The 14,259-nt window shown below is 64.2% G+C and carries 14 protein-coding genes and 1 tRNA gene; 3 read left to right on the plus strand and 12 right to left on the minus strand.

Annotated features, from left to right (window positions below; genetic code table 11):
* Positions 1–453, plus strand: a complete 453-nt coding sequence (locus NKH51_RS10410; protein WP_254761614.1) for a PaaI family thioesterase — start codon at positions 1–3, stop codon at positions 451–453.
* A 14-nt stretch (positions 454–467) separates the two neighbouring features.
* Here NKH51_RS10410 and NKH51_RS10415 read toward each other — a convergent pair whose 3' ends face one another.
* The 3 genes from NKH51_RS10415 to NKH51_RS10425 form a co-directional block, all read right to left on the minus strand.
* Entirely contained in the window at positions 468–992 is a 525-nt protein-coding gene (locus NKH51_RS10415) for an Lrp/AsnC family transcriptional regulator (protein WP_254761615.1), read from the minus strand.
* Between the two features lie 27 nt (positions 993–1,019).
* The gene (locus NKH51_RS10420) at positions 1,020–1,871 is read right to left on the minus strand and encodes an alpha/beta fold hydrolase (RefSeq protein WP_254761616.1); all 852 of its coding nucleotides are present in this window, start codon (positions 1,869–1,871) and stop codon (positions 1,020–1,022) included.
* A 257-nt stretch (positions 1,872–2,128) separates the two neighbouring features.
* The gene (locus tag NKH51_RS10425; protein ID WP_254761617.1) at positions 2,129–4,909 is read right to left on the minus strand and encodes an ATP-dependent helicase; all 2,781 of its coding nucleotides are present in this window, start codon (positions 4,907–4,909) and stop codon (positions 2,129–2,131) included.
* Between the two features lie 176 nt (positions 4,910–5,085).
* Between NKH51_RS10425 and NKH51_RS10430 the strand changes: the two genes are divergently transcribed.
* The gene (locus tag NKH51_RS10430) at positions 5,086–6,303 is read left to right on the plus strand and encodes a zinc metalloprotease (RefSeq protein ID WP_254761618.1); all 1,218 of its coding nucleotides are present in this window, start codon (positions 5,086–5,088) and stop codon (positions 6,301–6,303) included.
* 74 nt (positions 6,304–6,377) lie between these two features.
* Here the strand turns inward: NKH51_RS10430 and NKH51_RS10435 are convergent, their stop codons facing one another.
* The 5 genes from NKH51_RS10435 to NKH51_RS10455 form a co-directional block, all read right to left on the minus strand.
* Positions 6,378–6,644, minus strand: coding sequence for a HalOD1 output domain-containing protein (locus tag NKH51_RS10435; RefSeq protein ID WP_254761619.1), 267 nt, complete (start codon positions 6,642–6,644; stop codon positions 6,378–6,380).
* Between the two features lie 111 nt (positions 6,645–6,755).
* Positions 6,756–7,052 carry a DUF8036 family membrane protein gene (locus NKH51_RS10440; protein WP_254761620.1) on the minus strand — a complete coding sequence of 99 codons (297 nt, stop codon included), beginning with the start codon at positions 7,050–7,052 and terminating at the stop codon, positions 6,756–6,758.
* A gap of 2 nt (positions 7,053–7,054) precedes the next feature.
* Positions 7,055–7,333 (minus strand): winged helix-turn-helix domain-containing protein, encoded by a 279-nt coding sequence (locus NKH51_RS10445; protein ID WP_254761621.1) that lies wholly within the window; start codon positions 7,331–7,333, stop codon positions 7,055–7,057.
* A 43-nt stretch (positions 7,334–7,376) separates the two neighbouring features.
* On the minus strand, positions 7,377–8,891 hold the full coding sequence (locus NKH51_RS10450; protein WP_254761622.1) for a molybdopterin-dependent oxidoreductase: 1,515 nt from the start codon (positions 8,889–8,891) through the stop codon (positions 7,377–7,379).
* A gap of 4 nt (positions 8,892–8,895) precedes the next feature.
* Positions 8,896–9,924: a hypothetical protein gene (locus NKH51_RS10455; RefSeq protein WP_254761623.1), complete on the minus strand. Its 1,029-nt coding sequence runs from the start codon at positions 9,922–9,924 to the stop codon at positions 8,896–8,898.
* Positions 9,925–10,693: 769 nt separating this feature from the next.
* On the opposite strand from NKH51_RS10455, the gene NKH51_RS10460 reads away from it, so the two are divergent.
* A complete protein-coding gene (locus NKH51_RS10460) occupies positions 10,694–11,065 on the plus strand; it encodes a type IV pilin domain-containing protein (RefSeq protein ID WP_254761624.1) in 372 nt (123 codons plus the stop codon).
* 261 nt (positions 11,066–11,326) lie between these two features.
* Here the strand turns inward: NKH51_RS10460 and NKH51_RS10465 are convergent.
* The 4 genes from NKH51_RS10465 to NKH51_RS10480 form a co-directional block, all read right to left on the minus strand.
* A tRNA-Pro gene (locus tag NKH51_RS10465) sits at positions 11,327–11,397 on the minus strand.
* 82 nt (positions 11,398–11,479) lie between these two features.
* Positions 11,480–12,388, minus strand: coding sequence for an RNA-guided pseudouridylation complex pseudouridine synthase subunit Cbf5 (locus tag NKH51_RS10470; RefSeq protein WP_254761625.1), 909 nt, complete (start codon positions 12,386–12,388; stop codon positions 11,480–11,482).
* The gene (gene cmk / locus NKH51_RS10475) at positions 12,388–12,963 is read right to left on the minus strand and encodes a (d)CMP kinase (RefSeq protein WP_254761626.1); all 576 of its coding nucleotides are present in this window, start codon (positions 12,961–12,963) and stop codon (positions 12,388–12,390) included. The genes NKH51_RS10470 and cmk overlap by 1 nt, the downstream gene beginning before the upstream one ends.
* A 123-nt stretch (positions 12,964–13,086) precedes the next feature.
* Positions 13,087–14,040 carry a DUF106 domain-containing protein gene (locus tag NKH51_RS10480; protein ID WP_254761627.1) on the minus strand — a complete coding sequence of 318 codons (954 nt, stop codon included), beginning with the start codon at positions 14,038–14,040 and terminating at the stop codon, positions 13,087–13,089.
* Between the last annotated feature and the right edge of the window lie 219 nt (positions 14,041–14,259).

Here is a 14,259-nt window from a genome sequence, read left to right on the forward strand (position 1 = left end):
ATGACCGACGGACCGGACGAGCCGTCTGCGTGGCCCGAGTGGGCGTCGTTCGTCGAGCACCACGGCTACCTGTCGTGGCTCGACATCGACGTCGACCACCTCGAGGACGGACGTGCGGTCCTCGTCATCGAGCGAAACGAGGACTTCGAGAACCCCACCGGGACCGAGGGATACGATCCGGTCCACGGCGGGATCGTCGCGACGCTGATCGACACCTCGAGTGCGTTTGCGCTCCGCAGCACGTTAGAGAACCCGTCGGAGGCGTTCCTGACGACGACCGATCTCAACGTCTCGTATCTGCGGCCGGCGACGGGCGACCTGCGGGCCGAAGCCGAAGTGCTTCGCGTCGGCGGCTCGACCGGCGTCACCGACGTGACCATCGAGGGCGAAGACGGCGAGGCCGCCGTCGGCCGGACCACCTACCGGCTGTTCCGTGACGGCATCGACGGCTAATAACTAGGGCGGGGTTACCGCTCGTTGCGTTCTTTTCGCAAGTCCTCGTAGATTCGCGGATCGGTCTGGAACTTGAGGACGTTGTGGATCGCAGAGTTGCGGATGTTCGAAATGACGCTCCCGTGTTCCCTGTAACAGTCGTGGATCCAGTGTGAGACCTCCTGGCGGTCGCGGAACATCATGATCGTCTTCCACTGGTACTCCCCGTCCGAGAGGAAGAAAAAGAGAGTGTGCTTGTCCCCTCTGATGTACTCCATCGCGTCGCGCCAGCGCTCCGCGAAGTGCTCGGCGTTGAACTTGAACTCGAACAGCGCGAAGATGTAGTACTCCTCGTTGGGGATGATCGCCTCGCGGAAGACGCCCTGGTCGCGCATCCGCCGGATCGACTCGCTGACGGTGACGTGGGAAACGTCGATGTCGTACTCGGACTCGAGGACCTGCGTCAGCTCTCGGGACGACAGCTGCGGATCGTTCGAGAGCTCACAGAGGATCGCGATATCGCGGTCCTTGAACTCCCAGTTCGGTGGGTCTCCACTCATATTATCGTACCTCCATGATACTGATGATCAGTCGCCCCCGCCGGTGAGGAACTCGCGAAGGCGTTCAGCATAGGCGTCCGATCGATCCTCCGGGACCCAGTGGTAGGCCTCCGACAGCGGGGCGAGTTCGGCGTCCGCGAGGTCGTTGGCCAGCCGCTCGGCGTAGGCGTAGGGCTGCATGACGTCGTCTTCGCCCCACAGCAGTAGCGTCTCGGCGGTGATCGCGCCGTAATCGATCTCGGTCGTGTGGTTCGTGTTCGTCGCGACGGCGTTGCGAACCAGCGAGACGTGGCCCTCGTCCGTTAGCCACGGCGCTTTCATCCCGTCGACGAACTCGGGGTCGGCCTCGCCGTAGGCCCCCTCGACGAACGCGCCGTCGAGTCGGCCCTCGAGTGCCTCGCGATCCAACTCGGCGGTCGAGGGCAGGCCAAGGTTCGAGACGAACTCGACCGGCCAGGAGTCGTAGCAGACGGCGTTCGACAGCACCAACTGCTCGACGATGTCGGGGTTGTGCGCGGCAAATCGCAGCGCGACGCCGCCGCCGATGTCGTGGGCGACCAGCGCGATCCGGTCGACGCCGAGGTCCTCGAGGAGCGCCTCGAGCATCTCCTCTTGGGCGCGGATCGAGCGGTCGAAGTCGTCCGACATGGCGGAGTTGCCGTAGCCGACCATATCCGGCGCGATTGTCCGGCGGTCCTCGGCGACCTCGGGGACGATATCGCGCCAGAGAAACGACCAGGTCGGAATGCCGTGAACGAAAACGACCGGGGGGTCGTCGCTTCCCTCGCCGTCTTCGTGGTAGGCGACCTCGAGGTCGTGGCCGTCGACCGACACCGTCGTCGTCGACTGCTCGTCGCCCCAGGTCTCGTGGTCGACCATCTAGCTCCACCCCGTCGACCGGCCGTTCGTCGATCGACCCGGTACCCCGTCGGCCACGTCGTCCCGGCGATCGCGGCACTCTCGTGCGGTTGTTTCACACACCATCATCGGTGACATAGCGCCACTTCAGTTTCCAACATAAAGTCAGTTTGGGAGAACCCTACCGCTGTTAACCGGTAGCGGGCCGGAACCGACAGCCGGCGAGACGGGGTCGCGGCGGGCGACGGCCCCTCAGAGAGACCGTGACCGGCACCCCGCTACTCGTCTTCGGAGCCCGCGGTCAGCCCCGCCATCGACTCCTCGCCGATCTCCTCGAGCACGCGCTCGTGGAACGCCTGAAGGGCGGCGCTCTCGTCCTCGGCGAGGACGACATCGCTGGCCGACAGCGTCGCGAGGCCGAACGCTCGTGGCGTCGGCGAGTCGAGCAGTCGGCGCGAGACCGACAGGTCGCCCGCGTCGATCGCGGCGACGATGTCCTCGATCTCGTCGACGTTGAGTTTGTCCTCTAAGATCTCGCGGTATGTCTCTTCGATGACTGCGAACTCCTCGAGATCCTCGGCGAAGCCCAGCAGCATCTCGCTGGAGACCTGCTGTTCGCTCGCGGACTTCTCGTAGCCCTTGTAGCGCTTGAGGATCATCAGCGATCGGGTCGCGTTGATCCGGAAGTAGCGCTGGAGCAGGTCGGTCCCCGAGAGGGACGCTCGGAGGTCCGCGCGTACCTGCTCGGACTCGAGATCGTCGATGACGCCCTCGATATCGACTTTCCGGTTCAGTGGCATCGAGAGGACGAAGCCGTTGTCCGCGACCGCCACGCGGACGTTCGCGGTCGCCTCCTGGGCGCAGCGATAGGCGAGCAGGCGGGAGAGCCCGTCGTTGACCTTCCGGCCGTAGTTCGAGTGGACGTAGTAGTGGCGCTCGTACTCGTCGCGGTCGCGGACGACCTCGATCGCGAGCCGATCCTGGGTGCTGACGCTCTCCCGGCCGGCGTACTGACACTGGTAGTCGAACAGGCGCGCGATGGCACGGACGCTGTCGTCGTCCAGCGGGAACTCTCGGAGCCACGCGCGGACCCGCGGCGGCCCGCCGGCCTCGTAGCGCTCGAGGAGTTCACCCTGAAAGTCGAGGATCTCACAGCCGAGGTCGTAGGACAGCGGCAGCCGCTCGGAGTACCACGACGGGACGGTCGGGCGCGCGCTCGTGCGATCGACGTAGACCTTCGAGCCCCGGCGGTAGCGGTACTCGAAGTGGTCGCCGCCCAGAACGAACACGTCGCCCTTTTCGAGGGTATCGAGATACTGCTCGTCGAGTTGACCGACCCACTCGTCGCTCGCGCGCGTCTTCACGTCGCAGGTAAAGGAGTCGGGGATCGTCCCGATGTTGGTCATGTAGATGACCCGCGCGAGCCGGCCGCGCTTGCCGATCAGGCGCTCGCCCACCGGGTACTCCTCGTAGTGGTGCTCGCCGTCGGGTGGGTCGTTCTCGTCGCGCCAGACCTTCGCGTAGACGTTCTTCTCCTCGAGGCCGGCGTACTCGGCGGTGAGATAGCGCATGAGCGACTCGTACTCGTCTTCCGAGTAGTTCCGGTAGGGATACGCGCGCCGCAGAATTCCCTTCAGTTCGGCTTCGGGACGGATTTCGGCGATGGCCATCCCGTAGACGTGCTGGGCGGCCACGTCCTGGGCGTTCTCCGGGATCGACACCGAGTCGACGAACCCGTCCTGGGCTTTCTTCAGCATGACCGCACACTCGAGCAGTTCGTCCCGGTCGAGCGCGATCACCCGGCCCGTGACGGTCTGGCCGACGCGGTGGCCTGCGCGGCCGACCCGCTGGAGCAGCGCCGCGACGGATTTCGGCGAGCCGACCTGCACGACCAGATCGACGTGGGGCATGTCGATCCCCAACTCGAGGCTCGTCGAGGAGGTGACCACGTCGAGATCGCCGTCTTTCAACCGCTCCTCGATGCGCTGGCGGACCTCCTTCGAGAGGCTGCCGTGGTGACAGCCGGAGTTGTCCTCGTCGTAGGCGTCGAACCCCTCCCGGAGGTTGTGGAGGACCCGCTCGGCCCCGGAGCGCGTGTTGGTGAACACGATCGTGTTCGTATGGTTCTGGATGTGCTCGTGGAGACGCCGGTAAAACCGCTGCTGGACGATCTCGCGGGGCGTGTTGATCAGATCGTCGGTCGGACACTCGAGTCGGAGGTCGAACTCGCGGGCGAACCGGGCGTCGACGATATCGTAGTCTCGCGGGTCGCCGCCCGGTTCCGTTCGGCCGACCAGAAACTCCGCGACGCGCGACAGCGGCTCGATCGTCGCCGAACAACCGATTCTTGTGATCTCGCCCTCGGCCATCGCTTCGAGCCGTTCCAGACTCACCGCCAGATGCGTGCCGCGCTTGCCCGCCGCCAGCGAGTGGATCTCGTCGACGATGACGTACTCGACGGTCCGCAACTTCTCGCGGAACTTCGGCGAGTTCAGCAGGATCGCGAGCGTCTCGGGCGTCGTGTTCAGGATGTGGGGCGTCTCCTCGAGCATCTTCTGGCGCTCGCTCGAGGCGGTGTCGCCGTGGCGGATCGCGTGGCGGATCTCCCCCATCGACTCGTCGCCGTCGCGTTCCGCGACGATCTCCTCGATCCCCGCGAGGGGGACCTCGAGGTTGCGGTGGATATCGTTCGCGAGGGATTTCAGCGGCGAGACGTAGAGACAGTAGACGGAGTTCTCGAGGCCGTCCGGCGCCTCCCGATCGCGCTCGTAGAGGGTGTCAATGATCGAGAGAAACGACGACATCGTCTTGCCCGACCCCGTTGGCGCACAGACGAGTGTGTTCGTTCCCTCGTGGATCTTCGGGATCGCGCCGCGCTGTGGCGGCGTGAAAAACCCCTCGTTCTCGGGGACGAACTCGCCGAACTCCTCGAGCCACCACTCCTGGACCGCGGGCTCTAGCAGGTCGAACACGTCGGCGTCCTCGATCGTCGTCTCGTCGGGATCGAAAGGGAGGGCGTCGTCGGCGACCGGCAACTCGAGGCGCTCGTTCCCGTCCATTATCGTCGTCTGCGGGGCCGGCGTGTAAGAGGGTTTGGACAGCGTGGTGAAAGTGAACCGGAGAGCGGCGTGGCCCGGTCGGTCAGTCGCTCTGCGGGCCGCACCGATCGCCGCACTTCAGTGGCGACCCAAGACACCCGTACTCTAATTACTCTCTCGTTCGTGACCTTCACGAAATGCTGTCTTCGCGGTCGATCGGTATGTTCGTCCTCGTAGTCGGTCTCCTCACGGCCGGGCTCGTCGGCGGCACGACGGTCGTCGACCCCGACTCCGACGGAGTGACGCTGCTGGACGAACTCCGCGACGGAACCGCCGTCTTCGCGAGCGATACCGACGGCGACGGCCTCGACGACGGCGCGGAGAAGCGGCGTGGAACTGACCCCACAGTCGCCGATACGGACGGCGACGGACTCGACGACGGCGACGAACTCGCTCGGTACGACACGGATCCCCTCGACGCGGACACGGACGACGACGGCCTCGACGACGGCGAAGAGACAACAGCGTACGAGACCGATCCCAACCTCGAGGACACGGATGGCGACGGACTGAACGACAGCGTCGAGGTCGAGGACTACGGGACGAACCCGCTCACGGCTGATTCGGACGACGACGGACTGGCCGACGGCGACGAACTCGAGGTGTACGAGACGGAGCCGACCGACGCGGACACGGACGGCGACGGGATAAACGACGGTGCGGAAGCGATCGACTACGGCACCGATCCGCTGGTCGTCGACACCGACGACGACGGTCTCTCCGACGGGGCGGAGATCCGTCGGCAGGATCTCTTTCCCGACGCCGACCCGCTTCGGACCGATATCTACGTCGAGATCGACACCATGGAGGGGGCCGAACTCGGTCGCGCACAGACCGAGCGGATCGCCACCGCATTCGAGAACGCCCCCCTCGAGAATCCCGACGGATCGACCGGCGCGTCGCTGCATTTCATCGCCGACGAGACGATCCCGTGGGAGCCGTCGACCACCATGCACGATCTCAACGGGTATCGGGCCCGATACTTCGATCGGGCACAGCAGGGGTATCACTATCTCGTCATCGTCGCGGACGTCGGCCGTGATTCGGGATCGACGAACATCGTCGGCAAGGCCCGTCGCGGAACGATGATGGTCGAACCGCGGTCCGACCCCGACAGGCTGGGGTCGACCACGATGCACGAACTCGGCCACTCACTCGGCCTCTTTCGCAGCGACTTCGGGGGGATCGACTCCGAGCAGTACGGCTTCTGGCGGTACCGAAGCGTGATGAACTACAACGCTCCGCCGGAGTACTACGGCTTCTCCTCGAGCGGGCTCACCGGCTTCGACGACTGGGCGTTCTTCGACGACCACATGTACACGCCGTCGACGGACGTCGTCACCGTCGAGCCCTAGCGTTCGCCGCCGCGCCGTCTCGCGCACCTCGTTCAGTCACGGGCCGACCGTCGCCTCCTCGAGCGGGCCCGTTATCAGTCGGATGTCGCCGGGGGATTCGGATCGGCCGAGATCACGACCTCCACGTTCCCCTCGCTGTCAATGCATACCCGCTTCCCGCGGTATGCGAACTCGACGGCTCGCGCAGGGCCGCTCGAGTCCGCCGCTTGGGAGCACAGTTCGTCGAGCGCATCGGCGTCGACGACCTCGTGGAGCGGCGGCTGCAACTCAACGGGATCGACGCCTTCCTCGGCCGCCACTGCCCGCACGACTTGCATACTGGTCGGTGCTGAGTTCGCCATACCTCACCCGCCAACGAAGTCGTAAATAACTCCCCACGATCCTTTGCTGACGCGCGACTGACGCGCGTCAGACAAATCGCCGTCGCCGACGGGAAAACGAACCGGCGATCACTATTTCATCGTGACGTAGGCGAGGAACGCGACTGCAGCCAACTGGAGCGTTCGGAGCACGAGTAGCATTTGCTGGGCGAACTGGTCGCCCGCGTAGAGCATATTCGTGCTGAAAAAGAAGTAGAGGGCGAGCACGTTTTCGGCGAGTAACACGACACCGAAAGCGATCAATCCCAGCACCATCGACGACCTGAACGTCCGATAGTTGCGACTCCAGACGGCGATGAGGCCGAGCAACAGCAGGATATTCAGTCCGGACAGTACGCTTGCGATCGCCAGGTTCGGTTCCATTGCCATTGTCAGTCCCTCATTTGATCGATGATTCGCTCGAATTCCTCCTCGTGGCGTTCGAACCGGTCGGTCAGGAAGTAGAGCTTGCCGTACTCGTCACCGCCGGTTTCGACGATATCGTGCTCGACGAGTTTGTCGAGGTGATACCGGATCGTGTTGTACTCGAGGCCGAGCCGTTCGCTGAGTTGGTTCGCGTTCCGAGGGCGCTCCGCGAGCGCGCGGATGATCCGCACCCGGCTTTCGCCGCCGCGCGTCCCGACCAGTAGGTACCAGAGCGCCTTCTCCATCTGCCGTTGCTCGAGGTTTTCATCGCGAGTGGTATATATGTGCTCACCCGCCGATCGTTCGGGAAACCCATCCCGTCGGACCGCTCGGGAACGCGTCGCGCTCTTCGTTCGGCTGGAGCGTGCCCGTTCCGTCGGTCGCGCGGACGACGACCTCGTGCTCACCCCCCGGCGGATCGTAGCGATGTCGCCACTGTCGCCAGACATCGTCGCCCGGCAACGGCTCCGAGAGTTCGGCGTCGGTCCACGTGTCGCCGCCGTCCGTCGACACCTCGACCCGCCGAATGCCTCGTGTCCCGGCGTAGGCGTGGCCGGCGACCTCAACCCGACCGTCCGACAGGTCGTTGACCGCGTGGAGTTTCGCCACCGTCTCGACGGGGCCGGTCCCGTGCCAACCGCGCTTCTCCCAGTAGCCGTCCTGTTCTTGCTCTAATACCTCGATCTCGGTGAGCCACTTGACGTTGATCTCCCCCCAATGGCCGGGAATGAGCGCACGAGCTGGAAAGCCGTGACCGCGCGGTAACACGTCGCCGTTCATCTCGTAGGCAAGAAAGCCGTCACGGAGGGCCGACAGCGGGAACTCCTCGTAGAAGCCGTCCGCGCCGCGGAGCATGACACAACACTCGTCGGCGGGGGCCGTCGGCTCGACGAGGTCCATGATTGGGACGCCGGTCCACAGAGCGTTGTCGAGTTTCTTCCCGTTCAACGACTCGCCGACACAGCGGAGCGTAACGAAGCGACTGTCGGGCACCCTGTTCCGAACGTCCGCGTAGCTGTAGGACGTCTCCTCTTCCACCGCGCCCGTGACAGTCAACGACCACTCGTCGGCGTCGACGATCGGGTCGGCCGCGTTGATATCGACCTGATAGAACGCCTCGCTCACGAGCGGCTCGAGTCCCGCGACGCCAAACGATTTCTCGTCAGCTTCGGTCAGGGCGGCTTCGACGGCCGCGACGACCGACTCATCCGTCGTGGGATCGACATCCGGGGGTGGTGCTCGACCGGTGCCGAGGTAGTCACCGAGCAGATATCCCCCGGTGACGAACGCGAGCGCGCTCGCGGCCCCGCCGAGTACGCGCCGCCGCTCGGCGGCGTCGGTCTCGGCCGGCGTCGTCGCCGCCAGCAGCGTCGCGCCCGTCAGAACCGCGCCGACACCAGCGCCGGCCGCGAGCGATGCGAGAGCCGCTCCGGTCAGGACGAACGTTACAACCGTACCCGCTATGGTCGCGATCAACGGTCCGGCCAGCGGCACGTCGACACGCGGTCCGGCGGCGAGTCCGACCAACCCAACGCCGGCGAGCAGAAGGGTCGCGAGCACCAACGCTGTGACGACGTTGAGCTTCGCGCCGAGATCGCCCAGTACGACGATCGCGAACGTGATCACCGCGCCGGGCAGGTGCCGGGCCAGCCCGTCCGCGATCGGGGTCGCAATGAACGACGGCGTAAACGACGCGACGACGAACGAGCCGGCGACGCCCGCGACGCCTGCGAGCCACGCCACCAGCAGCGTCCCGCCCACATCACGCCGTGAAGCGAGCACGGCGGTGAATCGTGACGTCATCGTCTCACATCGAGGTGTTCGAGGGACGACTTTCCATCCCAGTGGCGACGATCGGACAGTTGACCGTCGCGGTCTCCGCCTCGAGTACCGTCGCGTCCGTGGCCGACTCGAGATCGGAGACGGCATCGAAGTCGGCGTTGTCGTAGACGGAGACCGACCACAGCGGCGAGTAGCCGTCGTCGCCGGGGAGCGTCGCGACCACGTTGTGCGTTCGGTCGCTCTCCATTTCAGTCACGAACCCGGACTGCGGGCCGCCCCCGTCCATGCCAGGGTTCGTGTTGAACGTAACGTAGATCGGCGAGACGGGAACAGAGTCGTCCATCACCGTGAGCGGGGCCTCCTCGAACAGGAAGTAACTCACGACTTGGCCGTCGTACCAGCCGTCGACCAGTTCCGGCTCCCCGTCGCCGTAGCGCATCGACGCGGTCGACCCCTCGGGGACGATCGGGCAGTTCTTCACGACGTTCGTCGGCGTTATCTCGTACCCGGCGTCTCGTAGGTCCCCGACGCTCGTCGCGGTGTTGGCCTCGTAGTCTGCCGGCACCGTCACCTCGTGGACGTGCCAGAAGTCGTTATAGCCCTCGTCGCCGGGAATCGTATCGACGATGTTGCGCTGGTCCGCCACCGGTTCGTCTTCGCCCTCGCGGAAGAGGGCGTAGATCGGTGCCGGCGCGGTTGGCTGGACGTCGAAGTTGTAGTAGGAGACGGGCTCGCCGTCGGGGCCGAGCCCGTGCGTCAGGAAGGGGGCCTGGTCGAAGTCGATCGGTTCGTCAGGGCCGGGCAAGTCGTTCGCGTCCGTCCGGACCATCAGCGTGCTCGCTGCGTCGCTGAACCGATCGATCGCCGCCCGCGGGGCGGACGCGGGATCGGTCCCGCCCCCCATATCGCCGTTCATGCCGGTTTCGTTCGCGTTGTCGTTCATCTCGTCGTCAGCAGTGTCGGTCGATCCCGTCCCTGCACAGCCGGCCACCAACGCCGCACCGATCGCGCCGGTCGTCGCCAGGAACCGTCGTCGCGTTTCGTCGTTCGACATCACGTTCGCTCCGAGGCCGACGGCGGTAATGTAGATTTTTCAATATCCGACCGAGATCCGTCTCGAGTGCGTTGGAGGTCTCTCTAGAATTCCTCCAACATCGCCTCGAGCGCGGGACCGGACCGAGCGGTCGTCGGCTCTCCGGCAGCCCACCCCGAAAGACGCCCCAGCAGGATTTCAGTGACACTATCGGAGACTCCGTCACCATGTCACGATGAGACGCACTCGAGCCCCGTCGGTCTCCTCAAATGGCCGCGCTCCGGAGCGCCCCCAGACGTCGTCGCGCGCTCGTGTGGGGGAGCCGCTTCACCGATGGGAGGTTACGAGTTCGGACAATCCGGGCGGGGTCGTCTATCGGAGTGTACTCGAGCGATGGCGGTGTCTCACTGTCGTCGTGCGGGCCGTGCGCGAGCGCCTCGACGACGGGCGAAACGTGTGGGATTGGCTGCCATGTAAAATCCATCTCGGTCGTCGGAGTAACAAGCAAACCGCAAGACGGCACCGCTTCAAGCGGTCGCTGGAATTGGGATAGCAGCTGCTGATTATCAGGCTTGAAAGTGTTATCAGCGTTCGTGACTATAACCTTCCCTTAAATATATATGAGAGTGGTTCACTCGTGGGTATTAGCGCCGGACGACGACGGCTCGAGAAAGCGGGAACGTGAGGGAGGTCCCAATCAGATCCCTTTCCCTATCCGCGAGCCTCGATTCATCGAGGCCGTAAATAAGCTTTCTCACCGTTCACGGCCGGCGATGAACGAGATCCAAACATGGATTTGAAAAACTACAGCAAGAAGCTGGTTGGTACAGACGAAGAACGTGCAGTATCGCCCGTTATCGGCGTCATCCTGATGGTCGCGATCACGGTCATTCTCGCGGCCGTGATCGCGGCGTTCGTGCTGGATATGGGCAGTAATCAGAGTGCGCCAGCTCAGGCAGGGCTTCAGATTGAGAACAATACTTCCAACTCCAATATGGACGTAACTATCACCAACTTGGGAGACGGTACGGCAGAAGTCCAGTGTGCCGCCAACAGTAACTCTGCGAGTAGTGTTGGCGCCACATTCCAATGTCCTGATGGGTCGAACATAATCGGTGTCAACGATCAAGGCGACGAGACCGTTCTCCAGACGGACATCTAAAATCGATTTACGGTTCTAACCGGTCTATCCAGACCGACTCATATTTCAGAATGGCAAGAATTTTGATTAGAATAACCGAATCTATAGGTCCAAAGTTTGAGATTTGTTACTAGTCACCCGATGTCTTGAGGGCACGATACATGAGGAATTGATAACTTAGAGAATTTCGACCAGAAACACGGTCGTACCGACACTGCTCCTTGCTCTATGGTTTCTCCTCACAGGAGTCGTTTCACGCCATCATTTATCGCGCCGAAAGAGTGGGACCGCCGAGAATTGAACTCGGGTCCTACGGACCCCATCCGCAGAGGATACCACTACCCCACGGTCCCGCACGTGAACCGATGGGCGTCCGCCGTTTAAGCGTGTCGTTTCGGGGGCACAGTGCGATCCCGTCTCGGTGTTCGATCCCGCTCAGACGAGGACGCGCTCGAGGTCGACTACGACCCCGCTGTCAGCGTCCGAATCGCCGACCAACTCGCCGAGGCACACTGCTGCACTGTCAGGCGTGTAACAGGCCACCAGCGAGCCCCGGTCTGCTCCGTCGTCGACCTCGAGGACGCCCGGCGCGTAGACGGGCGCGCCCTCGGCCACTTCGCGGGCCGCGCTCGGGGCGATGACGACCCGCGGGATCCCCTCGAGGATCCGCTCGGCGGGGGCGACGACGTCGTACAGCGGCTCGGGGTCGTCGTCCTCGAGCCAGAAGGCCAGCGCATCGAGGAAGTCGTGGGCGCTGTGCAGCGACCGGTCGTCGAACGGGTCCGTTGCGGTGCGGCGCAAGTGCCCCATGTGACCGCCCGTCCCCAGCGCCAGTCCGAGGTCGTGACAGAGCTTGCGGACGTACGTCCCGCTCTCGCAGCGAATCCGCAGGAGGAGCCGTCGCTCGTCGGTCTCGAGCACCTCGAGGTCGTATATCTCGCGCACGCGGAGGCGACGGGAGACGGCGCTCTTGCGGGGCGGCTTCTGGTAGATCGGGCCCTCGAACTCGGCGACGACCGATTCCGCGTCGGCAGGGACCGGCGCGTGGCACTCGAGGACGGCGACGTACTCCTTGCCGCCCTCGAGGAAGACCGGCGCGAGCCGGGTGGCGTCACCGAGCATGATCGGGAGGCAGCCGGTCACTTTTGGGTCGAGCGTGCCCGCGTGTGCGGCGCGATCGATCGTCGCGTTCGCACCGCGGTCGGCCAGCGTCTCCGCGACGGCGTCGCGCAGCCAGCCGCTGACTTGGTGGGAGGACGGCCCCGGGGGCTTGTCGAGATTGACGACGCCGAAGGTGAGTAACTCGGCGGGCGTTCGCTCCGCGGGAGGACCACGCAGGACCATCAGAAGTCGGACTCGAGGTCGACGATCGCTTTCCCCTCGTCGCCGCCGGCAGCGTAGCGCTCGACGGCTGTGACGAGCATGTCGAGGACGGCGTCGGGCTCCCAGCGGGCCGTGTTCACCGAGAGGTCGTAGATCGTCAGATCACGAATATCGATCCCGTAGTACTCCTGATAGCGCTGGGCCTCGCTGGCCTCGCGGGCTTTCGTCTCCTCGGTGGCGCGAGCGGGGTCTTTGTCCTCGCGGTCGGCGATGCGCTCGCCGCGAACCCGAGCCGGTGCGTCGAGCCAGAAGCGGAAGTCGGCCTCGTCGCCTGCCAGCCAGCCGGCGAGTCGCGACTCGAGGACGAGATCATCCTCCTCAACGGCGATCTCGCGCAGTCGCCGATCGAGGTCGCGGTCGATCTGGTCGTTCTCCTCGGCGAGCTTGTTGAACTCGAGGGGGGTGTAGCCGCGTTCCTCGGCCAGGTCGCGGAAGATATCGCCGCCGCTGACGTGATCGAGGTCGAAAGCGTCAGCGAGCAACTCCGCGGTCGTACTCTTCCCGCTTCCCGGCGGGCCGGAGACGGTGAGTAACATAGTCGATCTGCGAGGGGACGGGTAAAATGGGTTTTGAATCCACGAACGCGGCCAGTAACCGTATCTGCGAACGAGATTATGCAGGGCAACGAGCCGCGATCGAGGCGACAGATCAGCAGCAGATCAGGCGGCCGAGGGTGACATGTCGATGTTCAGCGACTTGCGCAGCAGTTGCGAAAAGCCCATCGAACAGAGGAAGTACCAGACGATCCAGGCCGGCATCGGTCCGAGCAGCCCGGACTGCCAGTCGACCGATCCGACGATCGGCATGACGACGGTCGCCTCTCCGCCAGTAATCCCCACCGTCTGGATCTTCCAGTACATCCAGAGGAACAGCGGGATCGTCAGCAGCATGATCCAGACCATCGGGCGGAACTGCTCTTTGAACATACCCAGATTGTCGGCCATGGCCTCCATCTGCTCCTCGCGAGCGCGCTCGAGTTCGTTCTCGAGGCGCTCGAGTTCGGCGTCGCTCGCGCCGCGTTCCTCGGCTTCCTTCTTCTCCTGACGGAGATCCTTCTGCTCCTGTTGGACGGCTTGCATCCGCTCTTGGTACTTGCCCATGCGCTCCGTGTCCATCAGATTGGCCTGCAACAGCGACGAGTAGAGGCCAGTGATGAGGGCAACGGTCAGAATCACGGCGTAGAAGGGCAACGCGGCGTCGAGCGGCCCGAGGACGGCATTGACCGTACTCCCGACGACCTCTCGGATCGAATTGAACCAGTAGCCGGGCATCAACAGGAGCGCCGCGAGACCGGCCATCTTGTCCCACTGCGACCAGCTCGATTCCTCCTCGTCGATCTCGATGTCGGCCGCTGCAGTACCGCCGTCGCCGTCACCGTCGAGCGCCCGATCGAACGCCTCGCGATCGGCGATCACGAACCCCTCGTCGCCGTCGACTAACACTCCTTTCTCGATCAGCCGCCCCCACTGTCCGCTCGTCAACTCGTCGCTGACGTCGGCCCACTGGACCTCGCCGCCGTTCCTGTCGGCTTCCTCGCGGATAGACTCGAGTGCATCCGCCATCGAGGAATCCTCGCGGACGAGGGCGTCGATTTTCTCGGCTGTACGCGTCATCTGTTTGGGTCTAGGCGTCGTCCGGTATACAAGTGTTTTTCTTCGGTCGACGGCGAGCGGTGGCATTTGGGCCGTGGATGTGCTCCACTGGCTCATTGGTGCCCCCATTTGTACTCGAGTGTCGGTGCCCCTATCGTTCATTCCGTTCTTTTCAATTTAATCTAGCAGCACAATACGTCATGCCAGTTTAAATCGTTCGTTACAGTTTATATGACAGCG

Origin of the sequence: Natrinema marinum, assembly GCF_024296685.1 — an archaeon.
GTDB classification, from domain to species: domain Archaea; phylum Halobacteriota; class Halobacteria; order Halobacteriales; family Natrialbaceae; genus Natrinema; species Natrinema marinum.